The sequence below is a fragment of the Pseudomonas fluorescens genome, assembly GCF_902498195.1.
Taxonomy (GTDB): Bacteria; Pseudomonadota; Gammaproteobacteria; order Pseudomonadales; family Pseudomonadaceae; genus Aquipseudomonas; species Aquipseudomonas fluorescens_BU.
In genome coordinates, this window is the sequence record NZ_CABVIY010000002.1 from 834,182 (window position 1) to 852,461 (window position 18,280).

At 59.9% G+C, this 18,280-nt stretch carries 22 protein-coding genes; 18 read left to right on the top strand and 4 right to left on the bottom strand.

The genetic code is table 11. The annotated features are described in order from the left end of the window. Nucleotides 1-17: 17 nt before the first annotated feature. A complete protein-coding gene (locus F8N66_RS09345) occupies nucleotides 18-794 on the top strand; it encodes a class II glutamine amidotransferase (RefSeq protein WP_150769890.1) in 777 nt (258 codons plus the stop codon). Between the two features lie 13 nt (nucleotides 795-807). Then, nucleotides 808-1,350: a DUF2937 family protein gene (locus F8N66_RS09350; RefSeq protein WP_150769891.1), complete on the top strand. Its 543-nt coding sequence runs from the start codon at nucleotides 808-810 to the stop codon at nucleotides 1,348-1,350. A gap of 84 nt (nucleotides 1,351-1,434) precedes the next feature. Here the strand turns inward: F8N66_RS09350 and F8N66_RS09355 are convergent, their stop codons facing one another. Continuing rightward, nucleotides 1,435-2,349 (bottom strand): LysR family transcriptional regulator, encoded by a 915-nt coding sequence (locus F8N66_RS09355; protein WP_150769892.1) that lies wholly within the window; start codon nucleotides 2,347-2,349, stop codon nucleotides 1,435-1,437. A 147-nt stretch (nucleotides 2,350-2,496) separates the two neighbouring features. Between F8N66_RS09355 and F8N66_RS09360 the strand changes: the two genes are divergently transcribed. The 4 genes from F8N66_RS09360 (at nucleotide 2,497) to F8N66_RS09375 (ending at nucleotide 6,233) form a co-directional block, all read left to right on the top strand. Next, nucleotides 2,497-3,783, top strand: coding sequence for an MFS transporter (locus F8N66_RS09360; protein WP_150769893.1), 1,287 nt, complete (start codon nucleotides 2,497-2,499; stop codon nucleotides 3,781-3,783). Nucleotides 3,784-3,856: 73 nt separating this feature from the next. Further along, a complete protein-coding gene (locus F8N66_RS09365; RefSeq protein ID WP_150769894.1) occupies nucleotides 3,857-4,609 on the top strand; it encodes a 5-oxoprolinase subunit PxpA in 753 nt (250 codons plus the stop codon). Next, complete coding sequence (locus F8N66_RS09370) at nucleotides 4,606-5,310, top strand: 5-oxoprolinase subunit B family protein (RefSeq protein ID WP_150769895.1); 705 nt, start codon at nucleotides 4,606-4,608, stop codon at nucleotides 5,308-5,310. The genes F8N66_RS09365 and F8N66_RS09370 overlap by 4 nt, the downstream gene beginning before the upstream one ends. Further along, entirely contained in the window at nucleotides 5,307-6,233 is a 927-nt protein-coding gene (locus F8N66_RS09375) for a biotin-dependent carboxyltransferase family protein (RefSeq protein WP_150769896.1), read from the top strand. Before F8N66_RS09370 ends, F8N66_RS09375 begins: the two co-directional genes overlap by 4 nt. Before the next feature lie 105 nt (nucleotides 6,234-6,338). Here F8N66_RS09375 and F8N66_RS09380 read toward each other — a convergent pair whose 3' ends face one another. Together F8N66_RS09380 and F8N66_RS09385 are read right to left on the bottom strand one after the other, a co-directional pair. Continuing rightward, the gene (locus F8N66_RS09380; RefSeq protein WP_008055445.1) at nucleotides 6,339-7,517 is read right to left on the bottom strand and encodes a vWA domain-containing protein; all 1,179 of its coding nucleotides are present in this window, start codon (nucleotides 7,515-7,517) and stop codon (nucleotides 6,339-6,341) included. 18 nt (nucleotides 7,518-7,535) lie between these two features. After that, entirely contained in the window at nucleotides 7,536-8,381 is an 846-nt protein-coding gene (locus F8N66_RS09385) for an AAA family ATPase (protein WP_047526880.1), read from the bottom strand. Between the two features lie 284 nt (nucleotides 8,382-8,665). On the opposite strand from F8N66_RS09385, the gene F8N66_RS09390 reads away from it, so the two are divergent. The 12 genes from F8N66_RS09390 (at nucleotide 8,666) to F8N66_RS09445 (ending at nucleotide 17,103) form a co-directional block, all read left to right on the top strand. Then, nucleotides 8,666-10,060, top strand: a complete 1,395-nt coding sequence (locus F8N66_RS09390) for a DUF6538 domain-containing protein (protein ID WP_150769897.1) — start codon at nucleotides 8,666-8,668, stop codon at nucleotides 10,058-10,060. Between the two features lie 281 nt (nucleotides 10,061-10,341). Continuing rightward, nucleotides 10,342-11,166: a helix-turn-helix domain-containing protein gene (locus F8N66_RS09395; protein WP_150769898.1), complete on the top strand. Its 825-nt coding sequence runs from the start codon at nucleotides 10,342-10,344 to the stop codon at nucleotides 11,164-11,166. A gap of 91 nt (nucleotides 11,167-11,257) precedes the next feature. Continuing rightward, nucleotides 11,258-11,485, top strand: a complete 228-nt coding sequence (locus F8N66_RS09400) for a hypothetical protein (RefSeq protein ID WP_150769899.1) — start codon at nucleotides 11,258-11,260, stop codon at nucleotides 11,483-11,485. Nucleotides 11,486-11,783: 298 nt separating this feature from the next. Next, the gene (locus tag F8N66_RS09405) at nucleotides 11,784-12,185 is read left to right on the top strand and encodes a hypothetical protein (protein ID WP_150769900.1); all 402 of its coding nucleotides are present in this window, start codon (nucleotides 11,784-11,786) and stop codon (nucleotides 12,183-12,185) included. 11 nt (nucleotides 12,186-12,196) lie between these two features. Further along, nucleotides 12,197-12,457, top strand: coding sequence for a hypothetical protein (locus F8N66_RS09410; RefSeq protein ID WP_150769901.1), 261 nt, complete (start codon nucleotides 12,197-12,199; stop codon nucleotides 12,455-12,457). A gap of 29 nt (nucleotides 12,458-12,486) precedes the next feature. After that, nucleotides 12,487-13,437: a hypothetical protein gene (locus tag F8N66_RS09415; RefSeq protein ID WP_150769902.1), complete on the top strand. Its 951-nt coding sequence runs from the start codon at nucleotides 12,487-12,489 to the stop codon at nucleotides 13,435-13,437. Further along, nucleotides 13,434-14,051 (top strand): hypothetical protein, encoded by a 618-nt coding sequence (locus F8N66_RS09420; protein ID WP_224790453.1) that lies wholly within the window; start codon nucleotides 13,434-13,436, stop codon nucleotides 14,049-14,051. The genes F8N66_RS09415 and F8N66_RS09420 overlap by 4 nt, the downstream gene beginning before the upstream one ends. 40 nt (nucleotides 14,052-14,091) lie before the next feature. After that, entirely contained in the window at nucleotides 14,092-14,358 is a 267-nt protein-coding gene (locus F8N66_RS09425; RefSeq protein ID WP_150769903.1) for a hypothetical protein, read from the top strand. A gap of 176 nt (nucleotides 14,359-14,534) precedes the next feature. After that, entirely contained in the window at nucleotides 14,535-14,747 is a 213-nt protein-coding gene (locus F8N66_RS09430; RefSeq protein WP_224790454.1) for a hypothetical protein, read from the top strand. Between the two features lie 407 nt (nucleotides 14,748-15,154). Then, nucleotides 15,155-15,739: a recombinase family protein gene (locus F8N66_RS09435; protein ID WP_150769904.1), complete on the top strand. Its 585-nt coding sequence runs from the start codon at nucleotides 15,155-15,157 to the stop codon at nucleotides 15,737-15,739. 645 nt (nucleotides 15,740-16,384) lie between these two features. Beyond that, complete coding sequence (locus F8N66_RS09440; RefSeq protein ID WP_191622966.1) at nucleotides 16,385-16,615, top strand: DUF4160 domain-containing protein; 231 nt, start codon at nucleotides 16,385-16,387, stop codon at nucleotides 16,613-16,615. Then, nucleotides 16,603-17,103 (top strand): DUF2442 domain-containing protein, encoded by a 501-nt coding sequence (locus F8N66_RS09445; protein WP_150769906.1) that lies wholly within the window; start codon nucleotides 16,603-16,605, stop codon nucleotides 17,101-17,103. Before F8N66_RS09440 ends, F8N66_RS09445 begins: the two co-directional genes overlap by 13 nt. Here the strand turns inward: F8N66_RS09445 and F8N66_RS09450 are convergent. After that, a complete protein-coding gene (locus F8N66_RS09450; RefSeq protein WP_150769907.1) occupies nucleotides 17,100-18,176 on the bottom strand; it encodes a DUF748 domain-containing protein in 1,077 nt (358 codons plus the stop codon). The two genes, F8N66_RS09445 and F8N66_RS09450, sit on opposite strands and share 4 nt — an antisense overlap. Nucleotides 18,177-18,280 lie beyond the last annotated feature (104 nt).

Genomic DNA, 18,280 nt, shown 5'->3' on the forward strand with positions numbered 1-18,280 from the left:
GAAGCGAGAGTCCGCGCATGTGTGAGTTATTGGGGATGAGCGCCAATGTCCCGACCGATATCGTGTTCAGCTTCACCGGGCTGATGCAGCGTGGTGGACGCACCGGTCCGCACCGTGACGGCTGGGGTATCGCGTTCTATGAAGGGCGTGGATTGCGGCTGTTTCAGGACCCGGCGGCAAGCTGCGAGTCGGAAGTCGCGAACCTGGTGCAACGCTACCCGATCAAGAGCGAAGTGGTGATCGGGCACATCCGCCAGGCCAACGTCGGCAAGGTCTGCTTGTCCAACACCCATCCCTTCGTGCGTGAGTTGTGGGGCCGCAACTGGTGTTTCGCCCACAACGGCCAATTGGCGGATTTCCAGCCAGCCGCCAGTTTCTACCGTCCGGTGGGCGATACCGACAGCGAAGCGGCGTTCTGCGATTTGCTCAACCGCATACGTGCGGCGTTCCCCGAGCCGGTCGAAGTCGAGGAGCTGCTGCCGGACCTGGTGGCGGCTTGTGCCGAGTACCGCAGCAAAGGCGTGTTCAACTGCCTGCTCAGCGATGGCGACTGGCTGTTCTGCTATTGCTCGACCAAACTGGCGCAGATCACCCGCCGCGCCCCGTTCGGCCCGGCGCGCTTGAAAGACGTCGATGTGATCGTCGATTTCCAGGCCGAAACCACGCCCAACGACGTGGTCACGGTGATCGCCACCGAACCTTTGACTGAAAACGAAACCTGGACCCGCTACGAACCGGGCCAATGGAGCCTGTGGCGACGCGGTGAATGCGTCAGCCAGGGCAAGACCGAATAAGGATCTGCTCCCCATGTTGCTCAGTTATCTACGGCTGGTGTTGTTTGCGGCGGGCCTGTTGGTCGGTGTCCAGGTGCCGGGGTTCATCAACGATTACGCCAAGCGCGTCGAAGCGCACCTGATTGAAGCGCAAACCAGCCTGAGCGGGTTTCAAGGCACGGCCAACCAGTTCTTCAAGGGCGATGTGCAGGCACTGGTGGCCCATTATCGCGCCAGCGAAGACCCGATCTTTCGCAGCGATGCCGACAGTCTGAGCAACCTGCTGACCCGTCAACTGGCACTGGACAAGCAATTCCAGGCGATGCAGGGCCCCTGGTACATCCGCTTGCTGCAGGTGGTATTGGCCGCTGACCCGGACATTCGCAAGGAAACCTGGAATGGATACAGCTACCAGATTCTGCTGACGCCGGAGGCGATGATCTGGGGCATGAGCGGCGCATTGCTGCTGTCATTCGGGATTGAATGCCTGTTCCGCCTGATCGACTGGGTCGTGCTGGGCGGCAAACGCCTGCGCCAGAGCCGGCCGATCGAAGAGCGGGATTTGCGCGGGCTCTGAAAAAGATCGCAGCCTGCGGCAGCTCCTACAGGGGAAACGCAATTCCGATGTAGGAGCTGCCGCAGGCTGCGATCTTTTGATTTTTTACGAACTTAAAACAATGTACTGCTCACCCACCCTGCGCGCATACCCCTCCAACACCTGCTGGCACAACGCAACAATCTCCTCGACCCACTCCACGCCCACCCGCCACGACACCACCACCTGCAAATCCGGCGGGCGTTGATCGATTGCCAGCAAGGTCAGTTCGCCACGTGCCAGCTCCTCGGCCACCAATACCGGTGGCAGTGCCCCGATGCCGAAACCGTCACGCAATAACCGGGTAATCGCCGACACTGAATTCACGCAGTTCAGCCTTGGCGCCATGACGCCGTTGGCCTGCATCAGGGCGAGCACTTCCTGGTGCGGATGGGAGTTCTTCGAATAGGTAATGATTCGTTCGTTGGCCAGGTCGGCGATGCCTGAATACTCACGGTTGTACAGCGAGTTACTGGCGACGATCCAGCCCATGGGATGACTGGCCAGCTCCAGGCTGCGCACGCTTTCCTGGCGCAGAAGGTCGGTTTGCAGGATCACATCGAGAAAGCCTTTTTGCAGCTGATCGCAGAGGTTGAGCGACGTATCGGCCACCAGCTCGATTTCCACCAACGGGTAGTGATCGGTCATCTGCGCCACCAACGGGCTGAGCCAGGTGTGGATGACCGTGTCCATCACGCCGATGCGCACGCGCCCGGCCTTGCTCGAACGGGTCTCGATCGACTGCTTGAGCGCCTGCATGGTGTCCATCATCTGCTCGGCGTAATCGAGCACTTTCAAGCCTTCGGGCGTCAGGCTCACGCCCCGGGAATCACGCAAAAACAGCTTCACCCCCAGCTCGCCTTCGAGCACGGCGATGCGGCTGGAAATCGACGCCTGGGTGGTGAAGAGCTTGTCGGCGGTCAGGCGGAAACTCTTGAGCCGGGCGACCCAGACAAAGGTTTCGAGAAACTTCAGGTTCATGGGGATAAAGATTTCTTATGCCTAAGGCGGGTTTTTATTAGTTGGACGCGGCAGGGCGGTGCGCCCAAGAATCAAGCCATCCGGTTCCCACGATAGGCGTCGTCGGGGCTCAGAACAATACCAATAAAATCAGCGCGGAGAATTGCCATGAGTGCGCCCGACACGACCGCCATTCCGAAAACCACGGCTCGCCCGGGTCCTTTCGACTGGTATCGCAACATCAATCAACAGGAACGCCGCACCTTCTGGAGCTGCAAGATCGGCTATGGCCTGGACGGCATGGACACCCAGATGCTCAGCTTCGTGGTGCCGACCCTGATTGCCATGTGGGGCATCACCACCGGCCAGGCCGGGCTGATTCACACCAGTACACTGATCGCTTCGGCCATCGGTGGCTGGGTCGCGGGGATTCTCTCCGATCGCATTGGCCGCGTGCGCACGTTGCAGCTGACGGTGCTGTGGTTCGCCTTCTTCACTTTTCTCTGCGGTTTTGCCCAGAGCTACGAGCAGCTGCTGATCGCGCGCACGTTGATGGGCTTCGGTTTCGGTGGCGAGTGGACCGCCGGCGCGGTGCTGATCGGTGAAGTCATCCGCGCCCAGGACCGCGGCAAGGCGGTTGGCATGGTGCAGTCCGGCTGGGCGCTGGGCTGGGGCCTGACCGCCATTCTCTATGCGTTGCTGTTTTCGGTGATGCCACCGGAAGACGCCTGGCGTGCACTGTTCATTCTCGGCATCGTCCCGGCGGTGTTCGTGATTTTCGTCCGTCGCCTGGTCAAGGACCCGGAAATCTACCGCGAAGCCAAAGCCAAGGAAGCCCCGAGCAACCCCTCGAAGTTCTACGAGATCTTCGCCCCCGGCATGCTCTTCACCACCATTCGCGCTTCGTTGCTGACCACGGGTGCGCTGGGTGGCTACTACGCGATCACGTCGTGGCTGCCGACTTTCCTGAAGAACGAACGCGGTCTGAGCGTCCTCGGCACCGGTGGTTATCTGGCGATGGTGATCATCGGTTCCTACGTTGGTTACGTCATCAGCGCCTATTTGACCGACATCCTCGGGCGCAAAAAGAACTTCATCCTGTTCGCCGTCGGCTCGTTCACCATCGTCCTGCTGTACACGCAACTGCCGGTCAGTAACGGCGTGATGCTGTGGCTGGGCTTCCCGCTGGGCTTCTTCGCCTCGGGGATTTTCAGCGGCATGGGCGCGTTCCTGACCGAGTTGTTCCCGACGCGGATTCGCGGCTCGGGCCAGGGTTTCTGCTACAACATCGGCCGGGCGCTGGCGGCATTGTTCCCGCTGCTGATCGGCCTGCTCAGCCAGACCGTGCCGCTGAGTGTCGGCATCGGTGCCTTTGCGGCGGTGTCCTACGGCGTGGTGATCCTCGCGGCCCTGAGCCTGCCGGAAACCCGTGGCAAGCAACTCGACGCCCAGTAACTGATAATCTGCGGGCCTGTCTTACGGGTATGTCCGACAGCTAAAAAGAATAAAGCCTACAGGAGTGTTCATCGTGAACCGCCTGCTATTGAACTGCGACATCGGCGAGAGTTTCGGCAACTGGACCATGGGTCTGGACGCGGAAGTCATGTCCTTCATTGATTGCGCCAATATCGCCTGCGGCTTCCATGCCGGCGACCCGAGCATCATGCGCAAAACCGTCAGCCTGGCCCTCAGCCACGGCGTGCAGATCGGCGCCCATCCGGCCTATCAGGACCTGGTGGGGTTCGGCCGCCGCTCCATGGCCTATGCCGCCCACGAACTGCAAGACATCCTGCATTACCAGATCGGTGCCCTCGACGGCATCTGCCGGGCCCAGGGCGGCCGGGTCAGTTACGTCAAGCCCCACGGCGCGATGTACAACGACATGATGGCCAACCCGGCGCAGTTGCGTGCGGTGTTGCAGGCCGTGGCCGCGTACGACCGTGACCTGCCATTGATGCTGATGGCCACTCGCGACAACAGTGCGGCGCAGCAGTTGGGCGATGAATATGGCGTGACCCTGTGGTTCGAAGCCTTCGCCGACCGCGCCTATGATCGCGCCGGAATGCTGGTTTCGCGAAGCCTGCCGGGAGCGGTGCACCACGACCCGGAGCACATTGTCGGGCAAGCACTGACGATCGCCCGTGGCGACGCCCTCACCGCCAGCGATGGCAGCGCCTTGCATTTGCAGGCCAACACCTTGTGCGTGCACGGCGACAACGCCAGTTCGGTCGCCGCCGTACGCCGCATCCGTGAAGCCTTGAATCAGCAGAGTGCATCATGAAATTGCGCGTGGAAGTGGTCGCGCTCGATTGCCTGATGGTGCGCCTGTTCGATGAAATCGCCGAGGCCAACATGCCCTGGATGCTCGCGGCCAGCGAAAGCCTGCGGGCGGCGTTCGGCGCGCACCTGATCGATCTGGTGCCGTCCTACACGACCTTGATGGTGCATTACGACCTGACTGCGTTGAGCCCGGTCCAGGCCCGGGAGCTGATCGCCGAAGCACTGATCGATCTGTCGCCCAATGCGCGGACTCGTGGCACCTGCCATGTGTTGCCGGTGTGGTACGACTTGAGCGTCGGCCCGGAGCTGAGCCTGTTGTCGCAGCGCAGCGGGCTGGCGGTGGAGGAGGTGATCCGCCGTCACAGCGAGCGTGAATATCAGGTGTTCGCCCTGGGCTTCGCACCGGGGTTCGCCTTCATGGGGCTGGTGGAAGAAGTGCTGGCCGCGCCGCGACTGAACACCCCCCGCAAGAAAGTCGCCGCCGGCAGTGTCGGCATCGCCGAACGGCAGACGGCGGCCTATCCGGTGGTGTCCCCGGGCGGCTGGAACCTCATCGGCCGTACCCCGGCCAAATTGTTCGACCGCCACCGTGACGGCTACAGCCTGATGCAACCGGGCGACACCGTGCGCTTCGAAGCCGTCGGCCATGCCGAGTTCATCAAGCTGGGTGGCGACGACACGCCACTGGAGGCGCAGGCATGAGCCGTTTGACGATTGAGGCAAGTACGCCGCTGTGCCTGTTGCAGGACGCCGGGCGTTTCGGCGTGCGCCATCTGGGCGTGACCCAGGGTGGCGGGCTGGATTGGCGTTCGATGTCCTGGGCCAACTGGCTGCTGGGCAACGGCCTGGACGCGGCGGTGATCGAAATCACCCTCGGCGGGTTCACTGCGGTGGCTGAAGAGGATTGCGTGCTGGCGCTCGCCGGCGCCGACCTGGGCGCGCAGGTGGATGGCGAGCCGCTGGCGCCGTGGCGCAGTTTCAGGCTGCACAAGGGACAGCGTCTGCAATTCACGCAGCCGTTGCTCGGCGCCCGCGCCTATCTCGCCGCACCGGGGGGCTTTGACGCACCGAAGGTGTTGGGCAGCCGTGCGACGGTGGTCCGCGAAGAATTGGGCGGCCTGGATGGCATGGGGCGTGCGCTGAGCAACGGTGCGTGTTTGAGCTACTCGGGCAATTGCGTGATGTTGCTGCGCGAGTTGTCGGCAGACCAGCGGCCCAACCTGAAGCTCAATACGCCGCTGGACCTGGTACTGGGTGCGCAAATTGGCGAGTTCAGCGGCCAAAGCCTGTTTGATGCGTTCAACAGCGCTTGGAGCCTCGACAGCCGCGCTGACCGCATGGGCATTCGCCTGTTGGGTCCGGCGTTGCAATACCTGGGCAAGCCGATGATTTCCGAAGGCATTCCATTGGGCGCTGTGCAGGTGCCGCCGGACGGGCAGCCGATTGTGTTGCTCAATGATCGGCAGACCATTGGCGGATATCCGCGGTTGGGGGCGTTGACCCCGTTGGCGCTGGCCCGGTTGGCGCAATGCCTGCCGGGGACGCAGGTGCGGTTGCGGCCGGTGGTGCAGGACGTGGCGCATCGGGAGCAGGTCGAGTTCTTGCAGCAGTTTTCAGGCTGCTAAAAGCTTCGCGAGCAAGCCCGCTCCCACATTGGATCTGCGTCATACAGAGATCCAATGTGGGAGCGGGCTTGCTCGCGAAGGCGGCATCACCGACAACCATAATCTTTACTTGGAAAGAAACCGCATCCCTTCCTCCAACCCCCGCAACGTCAGCGGATACATCTGGTCCTCGATCAAATCCCGAACGATATTGGTCGACGAGGTATAGCCCCAGGTGTCTTTCGGGTACGGGTTGATCCAGATGAGCTTCTTGTACTTCTCCTTGAAGCGCTGCATCCACACGTAACCGGCTTCTTCGTTCCAGTGCTCGACACTGCCGCCAGCCTGGGTGATTTCGTAGGGCGCCATGGCGGCGTCACCGATGAAGATCACTTTGTAGTCGGCGCCGTACTTGTGCAGCAGGTCCATGGTGGAGGTGCGCTCGGAGGTACGACGCATGTTGTTCTTCCACACCGATTCATAAATGAAGTTGTGGAAGTAGAAATACTCCAGGTGCTTGAACTCGGTCTTGCAGGCCGAGAACAGCTCCTCGCAGATCTTCACGTGGGCGTCCATCGAGCCGCCGATGTCGAACAGCAGCAGCAACTTGACCGTGTTGCGTCGCTCGGGGCGCATCTGGATGTTCAGCAGCCCGGCATCCTTGGCGGTGTGATCGATGGTGCCGTCGATGTCCAGCTCTTCCGCCGCACCCTGGCGGGCGAACTTGCGCAGACGACGCAGGGCAACCTTGATGTTGCGCGTGCCCAGTTCCACCGAGTCATCGAGGTTCTTGTATTCGCGCTGGTCCCAGACCTTGACCGCCTTGCCCTGGCGCTTGCCGGCGTCGCCCACCCGAATGCCTTCCGGGTTGAAACCGCCGGAACCGAACGGGCTGGTGCCACCAGTGCCGATCCACTTGTTGCCGCCGGCATGGCGTTCCTTCTGTTCTTCCAGGCGTTTCTTGAATTCTTCGATCAGCTTGTCCAGGCCGCCGAGGGACTGGATCGCCGCACGCTCTTCATCGGTCAGGGAACGTTCGAATTCCTTGCGCAGCCAGTCCTCGGGAATCAACGCCTGCAAGTGGTCGTCGAGCTTCTCCAGGCCATTGAAATAGGCACCGAATGCCCGGTCGAACTTGTCGAAATGCTTTTCGTCTTTCACCAGAATCGCCCGGGACAAGTAGTAAAACTCATCCATGTCGGCGAAGGTCACGCGCTGTTTCAGCGCGTTAATCAGGTCCAGCAGTTCGCGCACCGAGACCGGAACCTTGGCGGCGCGCATTTCATTGAACAGATTGAGCAGCATGGCTATCGCCTCAGGAGATCAACGACTGCCGCGACGGCTCATGAACGCCAGGCGCTCAAGCAGTTGCACGTCCTGTTCGTTCTTCACCAAGGCCCCGGCCAGCGGCGGGATGGCCTTGGTCGGATCGCGTTCGCGCAGTACCGCTTCGCCAATGTTGTCGGCCATCAGCAGTTTCAGCCAGTCCACCAGTTCGGACGTCGAAGGTTTCTTCTTCAGGCCCGGCACCTTGCGCACATCGAAGAACACGTCCAGCGCTTCGCTGACCAGGTCTTTCTTGATGTCCGGGTAGTGCACGTCGACGATTTTTTGCAGCGTGACGCGATCCGGGAAGGCGATGTAGTGGAAGAAGCAGCGGCGCAGGAAGGCGTCCGGCAGTTCTTTTTCATTGTTGGAGGTGATGATGATGATCGGGCGCTTCTTGGCCTTGATCGTCTCGTCGATCTCGTAAACGTAGAACTCCATCTTGTCGAGTTCTTGCAGCAAGTCGTTGGGGAACTCGATGTCGGCCTTGTCGATTTCGTCGATCAGCAGGATCACCCGCTCTTCGGACTCGAAGGCTTCCCAGAGCTTGCCCTTCTTCAGGTAGTTGCGAACGTCGTGGACCTTTTCGTTGCCCAGTTGCGAATCACGCAGGCGGCTGACCGCGTCGTACTCATAAAGGCCTTGATGAGCCTTGGTGGTGGACTTGATGTGCCAGGTAATCAGTTTGGCGCCAAAGGATTCGGCCAGTTGCTCGGCGAGCATGGTCTTGCCGGTGCCCGGTTCGCCCTTGACCAGCAGCGGTCGCTCCAGGGTGATGGCGGCATTGACCGCCAGCTTCAGGTCATCGGTGGCGACGTAGGCCTGGGTGCCTTCGAACTTCATCTGCAAATCCTCGAACGGTAACGCCGACCTGAATGAGGCAGGGCGGGGCGCAATAAAGGGTCAGCCCCGACTATAACGCGGCGCCCGGTCGACTGTGAACGCAGACGGCTTATTCAGTCTCTGACCGGTTGGTACACTGAGGAACTGTCGAGTCGGCTGGCGGCCTTGTACTATAAGGCGTGTAGCGATTCGGCAGTGTGACACGTGCCCCAGTATTCAGCTCTTGAATGGCGCTTATGTCACCACCACGCGACCGTACCACGTGTCACATTGGAGAATCCTGTATGTCATTCATCACCCGCCGCGATGGTCGGTACAGCTACCGCCGCCGATTCCCTGCTGACGTTGCAGAGGTAGTCGGACGCACCGAGTACCGCAAAGCCTTGGGCACCGCTGACCGTACGGAGGCTTTGTTGCGTGCCCGTGCGGTGTCCGTGGAGTTCGACAATGTATGCGAGGAAGCCCGCACGCCTGCTCAGGCTGGGCGAGGGGATGCGCAGCCGGATGCCACAGCGAGTTCAATCCTCGAAAGCCTCGATGCCGTTGTACGGAACATCACACTCACCACCGTTGAAACGATGGGGAAGCCCGGATGGCAGCGCACTGTGCAGTGGCAACGCCAGTCCCTACAAGCTCAGGCAGACGGTGTTATGCCGCCCGGAGTGCAGATGCATCCGGTACTCGCTAGGCGGGCGCTGCAAGCGTTTGACGCGGTGCTGTCGGGGAATCCTGAGACGTTCAAGTCTGACACTGCCGCTGGCCCTGAAGTCGCGGATGCACGGACTACAGCGGCGGAATTCAAAGCGGTGCTAGATGATTATTACGAAGGCGTAGGCCCTAGCCGGGTGGGCAGGGTGCGGGGCCTGAGCGAGCGCGTGTTGGTCTGGCCGAGTTCACAAGAGGAACAGATGGCGAGGGTGATGCAGTACTGCGCCGATAAGCTGGCGGCTGGGGGTAAGGCTACGTCCGTGCACGCGGATGCAGCCGCTTTAATCACGGTCCTAAAACGCCTGCCCGGTTGGGACGGGTTGCGATTGCCTAAGGTTGGAGCAACAGCTAGGGCAGTACGCGCCGGTGGCGGGATGAACATAAATCAGCGCGCACCTGTACCTCTAGCGCAGATGCTCGCGGTGCATGCGAGGATAAAACAGGAAGTGCCGCAATGGCATGCCGCAGTAGTTCTTCTGGCCCGGTACGGCCTGCGCCCCGGTGAGCTTTTGCAAGAGGGACCGAATGCGTTAGGTGAGCGCGTGGATATTCGCGGACGCCGGGAGTTGGTTTTCAAAGCGGGATTAAGTGGCGGGAAGAACGCTGCTGCCCGCCGCGATGTCCCTGTGCACGCTAAGGACGTACCGCTGTTTCGCGATGTGCTGGCTGGGTTGAACATACCACCTGACGCCTCGCGTGAAGTTCGCGACCAGCGTATTCGCCAGCGCGTGCGGAATCTCTCTCGGGTGTTCCGTCGAATGTTGCCGCCTGATTCCGAACTTGTGTTGTACAGCCAGCGGCATTCATTCGCTGACCTGATGCGGGATGCTGGCGCGACCTCAGAAGAGGTGGGCGGGGTGTTGGGGCATACCGCTGCTGGTGCGAAGGCCACAAGCATATACGGCGGCTCTCAGCCCCTCGACCGCGCAAGGGAGCTTCTACAGAAGGTTCGAGAACTCATCCCCGGTTAGGTGACGGCCTCCGCTGCTCTCGGTGCCCGGAGGAAGCAATAGTACCGGACTTATCGCACAAGAGGGAATGACTGCACAGGTTGCGGCCCTGATAAACCGGGCATGTTGAATAGCTAATCACTATTCGTACGAGTAAGGCTAACCAACCGTCTGCCGCTCTTCCTGCCGGATGCCCAAGCAATAGAACGAGACTCATCGTACGGGAGGGAATGACTGCACAGGTTGTCGTCCTGTACTTGCAAATAGCCTTTGGAGGGCTGAACGAACAAAGGAGACGACCAATGACAGATTTACAGAACATGCTGGACGGATTGTCCGAGCAGTTCACCCAGCCTGCCCCCGCTGTATGGAGCGCGAAGGAGAATATGCGAGCGCTCAAGATGGCGAACGATGCATGCCCCGGCTTGGATGGGAATGCTTTGTGCAACACCCTCAGAAGCGCCAGCGCTCACTTCCAAAAGAACGGCACCCTAGACGGCTGGAGTCCGAAACGGCACTGCGTAGGTTCTGAGTTTGCCCGGATCGCCCGTGACGCAAGCGCCCAGCGCAAAGCGGCACTGCAAGCCGTTGGATTCAAGCCACGATATGCCACTGCCCCCGAGGTCCGGCACGTTATGAAAACCGCCCACGACGTTTGTATGACTGAGGGAACCAAACCCAGCGCCGCCGCTATGCTGCGTGAAGCCGGTGTCCCTGCCAAAGAAGCCACACGCCTCGCCAGCAAGGGGAATCGCAACATTGCTACGGAATGGCAGGCTCAAAGCCAGCACGCCGCCCGCACGGCTATGCGTGAGCAAGGTGTCCTGACCCGTCGAAAGGAGAATGCCGCTACCAGTGGCACCCTCGCCGGGACCGTCGCTGCGCTGTACAGCCTTGCCGATCACACAAAAGACCGCCAACGGCTGAGCGCTGTCGAGGATGAAGTAGCTAAGCTCAAAGCTCAGGTAGCCGCGTTGGAGACTCGCCAGACCATCACGGAGGCCGGAGAACACTGGCATGTTGTAGCCCGTCGTATGCTAGTTGCTGGAGACGGACCAACCGCTATTGCCAACGCCACCGGCCAGAAGGTCAACACCGTTAAGCAATTCGTGAAGCGCAGTCGCTGAGGGTACAGAAGGGGTACATGTACCCCATGAAACGAACAAAAAACCCAAGGGTAATACCCTATAAGGAACTCTACCAATCCTAGGAGCAAGCATGAACACACCACCTGACCGCACAATCGTCACCGTCACTGATGAGTCTGGTATCACTCCCCGTGCTCAGGCTCGTGGAATGTTCGCAAGTGGCAAATCTGTGCAAGAGATCGCGGAGTTCATGGGTGCCAGCACCGAGTACGTCGAGAAGCTGTTACTACCGAAAGCCCGCAAAGCCAAGCCTGCCGTTGTATTTCAAACCTGTAAGGGCATGCGCCAACGCCCGTAACACCTGAGTTTCCCCGCTCCAGCCGGTTTGGTCACCTGCTGTAGCTGCCAGTGACGCGCTTCTCCTTCGCGGGCGCTGGCACCCTATCCCGAGGCTGTGCATTCGCATCGCCTCACGGCTGACCACCGACCCTGCACCGTGCATCAATCAAGACACGCCTAAATCCCCGAGTTTCAAGGGTGATTTCCTGCGCTCAACTCAAAGACATACCAACGCCAAGGTTCCGAGTCATCGACGTTTATACGACCGATAACTCAGGGATTTAGCGGAAGTGTGCCTGATCCCCACTGGAGGTTTCATGCAATCGCAATCCGTAGACACCAACAACACCGCCCGCACATTCATTCCCGGCGCTTGGCAGAACCAGCAAGCCGACGCGGCTGCCGCTGCCCGTGAAGCGGCCCAACAGTTCGCCAGAGCTCATTTGCGCCTCGACTTCGCTGATGCCTCGCACTGGCGTGCGCTGGCTGCTGCCGCTGGCGTGCGCCTTCCAGCGTGGTACGTCCGCTGCACTGGCGGCGGAGTCCGTAAGTTCTGCGCGCGCCTGGGACTGGACTTGCCAGCTATCGAGGACGCCACCGGCTGTAGCTCGTTCCGGGAACTGGCAGGGATGAATCCGACTTGGCCGCTCTTCGCTGTCGTTGGGCTGCTGTTAGAGATCCACGCCGAGCGCGCCGCGCCGGTCCCGCAATACAACTAGGAGAACCAACCTTGAGCAAGAAAACATCACTGAGCCACACCGACCGTCAGCGCCTTGAATTCCTGACCAGCCATCTCCGCAGTTCCGCTCGCCCGTCCGTGAAAGCGCGATACGAAAATGAGCTCGCCCAGCTTCTGGAAGGCAAAGAGCTGTCACGAGGCGATATGGCGCTGGCCGCTTACTACCTCGGCAACTCCGGCACCGATGGCTCTGAGTCTCAACAGCTGTCCCGTGATTTCGCCGCCGCTTATCGCGCCACCCCTGCCGAGTAATTCGGCCTTCATTACAGAGGAGATTGACCATGAATGAATTGAATGCCCCGACCGCTGCGCACCTGTCCGTGCTGGCGAACCTGTCGGACGCTGCCCTGTTGGCCCCGTTGAGTATCGGAGATGTTGAACCCGCCGAAGCGCTCCCGATGTTTCCTGTGCAAGCCCCTGCGCCGGTCGCACCGCTCCCAAGCCTTGAAGAGCTGCTAGCCGAAGCTGAATCGGTGTTCACTGCGGAAACCGCACAGGATCTGTACCGCCGAACCCTGACCGTGGGCGGCGTGCATCCTTCCGAAACTGTCTCAACGAAGCTTGCTGGGAACGGGCAGAAGCTGAGCGACGCCCTGCGCAATGTCGTGGGTGAAACTCTCAAAACCCCGGATGACCTGCGTTATGCCATGCGTGTGTTCGCTGCCCATGCCGTAAACAGCCTGATTGGAAACCGCCGTGACGAACTCATGATTCGTGAGGCTGAGGCTGCTAAGGCTGTGCACAACGAGTGGGAACAAAAGGTGTTGGTAGCTGCTCGCGGTGAGGTGGCTGCCATTCAAGCATCGGGCAAGCTCAGTGCCGAAGAGTTCGAGTTCCTGCTGGAGTTGGTAGACGGGAACAAGGCCGGTATGGCTCAAAACTTAGCAGGCCCTGACGTTGACGTTCCGGCGCTGGTCGCTGGCCGTGGTACTGACTGGCGCAGCATTGCTAATTCTTGGGCAGGCGCGTGCAAGTCGCGTGGCGCTGTGACGTTTGAAGCGGGGGCGGATGCGGCAGGCCCTCGCTCGTTCTGCATTGAAGTTCAACCCGAAGCCGGGTGGGTGCTGATGACTCACGTTGACCAACAGTGGATTCCTATTGAGGCAAGCGCTGATGGTACAGCTCGTGCGATCAGCACCCGCGAGCAAGCCATGTTGGTGCGCTCTTTGTCGGCTAAGCCTGCGCCGTACTTCGGTGTCGTGTTCGCTGACAAACTCCGTGGTGCAGTGTGAGCACCGACAAGCCCGCGCTTCGGCGCGGGCAGCACCCATCCGCCGACGACCTTATAAAGATGCGGCTGGGGTATCCCGGCTATGCAGACCGTTTGACCAGCATGCGTCAACTCAACCCCGCCCGATACGCCGCTGTCATGTCCGGTGCCAAGACATTCGACGATCCGAACTGGCGGTGTGCGGAATGCAGTGGAAGCGAACGGCACACCCGGAACCTGACCTGTCGGGCTTGTAATGGCGCCCGCGTCCCAGAGGTGTTCAAGGCGCTGCCCTCCGGTGTGTCGGTGTACGTGCCGAAGGACAATGCAGCCTCGGATAACTGGCAACAACGCCACCTCCGGGCACAGCGCCTTCTGGATCAGCAAAGCATATTGGCTCGCCTGGGATCGATCAATGTCGGCCCGTACAGCCTCACTGGTGGTCGTGTGATGCGGGCCGGATCGGTTGTGCTAGATACCGAGTCGATCATGCTCGCGGTCGATGCCTTGCTGTCGGCTGATCGTGTACTGATACGGGCAGTTCTAACCCCACTTCTTGAGCAAAGCCGTGAACTGGTGCAACTAGTCCGGCTAATCGCTAGCGCCGTTTCGGCACCTCAAAACCTACGCAAATAGCCTGCCCTCCGGGGCGGGCCGTACCCCTTGGAGGAACAACATGAAAGCTCGAATTACAAAGCAAGTCCTAGCCTCGTTTCAGGAAGCGTTCAGCACTGATCTGACCAGCCCCAGCGGTCTGCGGTGGAAGCGCTGGAACGGCAACGTAGGTATCCGTAACCGTGAAGTCGGAGACGTGGCAGGTGGATGCACAAACAGCGGTAGCTACGTCGTGACGTTGGCCGGGGAGAAGTACCTTGCCGCCGATGTTCTGGTGGCCCTGCATCGTGCCCAGCACCGTGCTGTGAAGGCCGGGGTGACGGCGTGAGCCGCGCTCGCGGAACAGTCTCTCGCAAGAACGCTAGGCCGGAGATTAAGCCTTGGCATGAAGAGTACGCGCTGTCGGACGCCTCACCCTGCGGCGTGGTGTACATGGTGTGTGGTTCGCCCAGCACTGTGGTCGCTGGCTGCCCGAAGGAACCTATCTGGCCTTATGACAAGAGCATGGCCCATCACTGTATCTGGCCTAGGCATTACACCGTGTCGGTGATTGTCGATTGGGAAGGCGAAGACCTTGGCGGATTCATGAAGTGGGACTCGGTTCTGGAGTCGGTGTCTGCTGGGGTTGTCCGTGAAATCCTGCTGGAGCACGCCGAGCGTGAGCAGCAGATTGAATTGTTGGAGCAGCATCTGGAAGCACAACGGGAAGTGGCCTAACAGCTACTTCCCTTTTTGGCCTCCCGGCACTGGTGTGCCTTCCCCGGCGTGTTCTATGCGCAATGAAATTTTATTATGCTCACGCGAGGGTGTCCCTGAACTATAAACAGCCATCGTTCCCCCGTCGGTCTCGCGCCCTTGGGCGTGCTGGGGCGCACCTCCGAGCCCGCGCATGCATCCGCGCATGTCCGCGCTGAACGGTTCGCGCCTGCGCCACTGGAAGCCGTTTGCTGAGTTGCTGGACGTTGGACTAGCTCAGTGTTGTGGCTCAAAAGGTACACCTTGTGAGCCATTCATCGGATCGTGCTATTAGGCTGGCTCAAAGGTGTTGACTTGTATTGAGCTACCCATGAATATCTGAGCCATAGGTTATGAGCTATTCAGACCACAACTCACGGACAGCAGACATGGCAACTATCGGATATGTACGCGTTTCCACCAACGAGCAAAGCGTTGAGGCTCAGAAGCATTCCCTTGCTGAGACTTATGCCGTCAATGAATGGTATGAGGATGCTGGCGTGTCGGGCGCAGTAAAGGCACTAGAGCGCCCGGGATTCGCTGCATTGGTAGCGTATGTTCGCAAGGGCGATACGCTTGTGGTGAGCGCCGTAGACCGACTAGGACGCGATACCTTGGACGTACTGGGCACGGTTGAGGCGCTGCAATCGAAGGGCGTGAGCATTATCAGCAAGCGCGAGGGGTTCGACCTGAGTACGCCTATGGGTAAAGCGATGCTCACGATGTTGGCGGCTGTGGCCGAGCTGGAGCGCTCCAACATCAAGGCGCGGCAGATGGCCGGGATTGAGCGCGCCAAGTCCGAAGGGCGAGCGCTTGGGCGAGTGAAAACGATACCAGATGCAGAAGTGGCGATTTGGAGGCGAGAGCACAGCGCGAGTATTGCCCAGACCGCCGAGCACTTCGGGATCAGCACGGCATCAGTCAAAAGGGCATGTTCGATCAAGCACGCCGTGGACAACACCATGCTGGACTGAGCGCGCCCGAAAACCCCACCCCTGTGCACCGTCTGAACCAACGAGCAAGCCGGACGGTGCGAGAGCATACCCTTAGAGCACTGGAGATCGGCTTCACCACTGTGCACCAACGGCAAGCAATACTGCGTGCCTACGTGAGCCGCACCGCTATGTATGCCAGAAGTACCAATCCTATTACGGCGAGCATGCGCAATTGCTCCAATCTGCGAAGTACAGACTGTTGAATAATCAATACCGCTGCCGTGTCTTCTCGGCCATGACAGGCCGCTTGTAGCCCTTGTTGGATACGGTAGCGTGGCTCCCCGTCCTCGTTTATTGAAGGGAATATACCGCCCTGTTCGGCCCATCTTTTCGCGGAATCGCAAGCCTTATCGAATTCTTGCTCGTACGATCGCTTAGCTGGCATAGCCTCTTCCTTGCTGCGTGGTTGTAGATCGTAATGTACGTCGTTTGCTATTTCAGATGTGACACGCGCACGGTACGCACGGCGCGTGCAAGTGCAGTAAATCCTGCTGAAACCCCCGTGTTTACTGGGCCGAACACCTTTCCTCTTGTTTAGTCTCTGAATGGGGCGTCACATCTTGACTCAGTCTCGGCTGTGGGCCAGCATTGAGCTATCGCCATTTTGGCGATAGCTTGCAAGGCATGTCTACTAAATACCGGTTTCGAGATACGTATCGCATTCAGTTGCGCGAGAAAGATCATCCGCCACCCCATGTCCATCTGAACGGTGGCGGGTTGGACGTCATGCTGAGCCTGGAAACCGTTGAGGTGATGATCGGCAAGGCACCGCCGCTGATTATCAAGGAAGCGCTCGCATGGATCCGGGCCAATCAAGCACAACTGCTGGAGGATTGGAAACGATGTTACCCATGAAACGACCCAGGCTATCGCAAGTGCAGGCCCTGCCGGACTATCGGCTGGCGCTGACCTTTATCGATGGCCAGCAACTGACCCTTGATTTGAGCCGTGACCTGGAGGCTTTTCCGGGTTTGCAACCCTTGCTGGGGAGCGCTTTTGAAGGGGCCGTGCTCGGCGATGACGGCTGGTGCGTGGAATGGCCTGAACAGGATATCCAGATCGGCGCCGACACGTTGTATCTGGATGCCCTCGCGCAGAACGCATCGGATGAAAATACCCGCATATTCATCGACTGGCGCGCCCGTACCGGGTTGCCGCTCAACCAGGCCGCAGAAGCACTCGGGATCAGCGCCCGCAGCATCAGCCGTTACAGCAGCGGCCGGGAAGCAGTGCCGCGCTCTTTGGCGCTGGCTTGCCTGGGCTGGGACTTCCTGCAAGCGCAAAACAGGTCGCTACGGGCGGCCGAAGAAACGGGTCGTTACACCGTCACCCGCAAACGTTAACCGGCATCCGGTTTCGGCCGTTCATAGCGGGCATTGAAGGCCTCAATGAAACCATTGCGTAAAATCTGTAAAAACGCCTCGAACGCGCTGATATCTTGCCGATGCACGTTGCCGCTCAGCGCTACGCGGGTGGCAAACTGGTTCTTGCCCTGGTTCTTCAACACCGTTTCGGAGCCGCCGACAATCGCCTCCCAAATGGAGCGGAAGATCCCCTTGTCCTTGTTTTCCACATCCTGCTGCCAGTTGAACACGTCGACATCTTTCAGCAGGGGTTTGATATAGCCGGTCAGTTTTGCCTTTTTGGCCTGGGCTTCGATGACCACGTCGCCATGGCCGGCGTTGAAATCGAATTTGCCGTAGGCCGAGGCGAAATCGTTCATGCGCTTGAGTTCGATGTCCCTGGCCCGCAGGCGAAACTCGAAGTCTTCGAAATTGCTCAATGGGTCGAACGTCGCGCTGGTTTCCAGCGGCGCATGCCCGAGCAGCAGCGCCTTGCCTTCGAAACGGGCGTCGCGCTTGCCCTGGGTGTCGACCACGTTGGTCAGGTTGTAGATGCTGGCGTCGACTTTGGTGGCGTTCATGTTCACAGGGGGTTTGGAGTTGAAGTTGCGAAAGCTGATCTTGCCGTCGTCGATGCGCACCTCGTTCAAGGTGATGGGTAACAGTTTTCCCAGCTGGGCACGCCAGTCGGTGCCTTGACCGGTCTGGGAGCTCTGTTTGTTGGCGCCGCCGTCGACAAAATTCACTTCGGGATTGACGAATTTCACCTCGGCCACCACCGCATGGTCATGCCAGAGCGAATGCCAGCTGACTGAGAGGTCGATCAGCGGTGCATTGACGAACGGCACCGGTACCTTGCCGTCGACCTTGACGATTTTCAGGCCGTTGATTTTGTAGGCCCCACGCCACAGCGCCAGGTCCACGTCCGTGATCTGGCCGCGGTAGGCGCCCATGTCCGCCAGGCGGTCATTAAGGTAGTCGCGCACCAGGTAGGGAAGGGCGACGTGCAGGGCAATCAGCAGCACGATGAGGCCGGTGAAGGTCCACAGGGGCCAGCTGTATCGACGTTTCATGATGGCAATTCTCTGGCGATCTAAAGCCATTGACTGCGCTGATAACCGGACGTTCGACCTGACTGGACGACCACCGGGAACAGGCTTACCTTTGTGCGCTTATT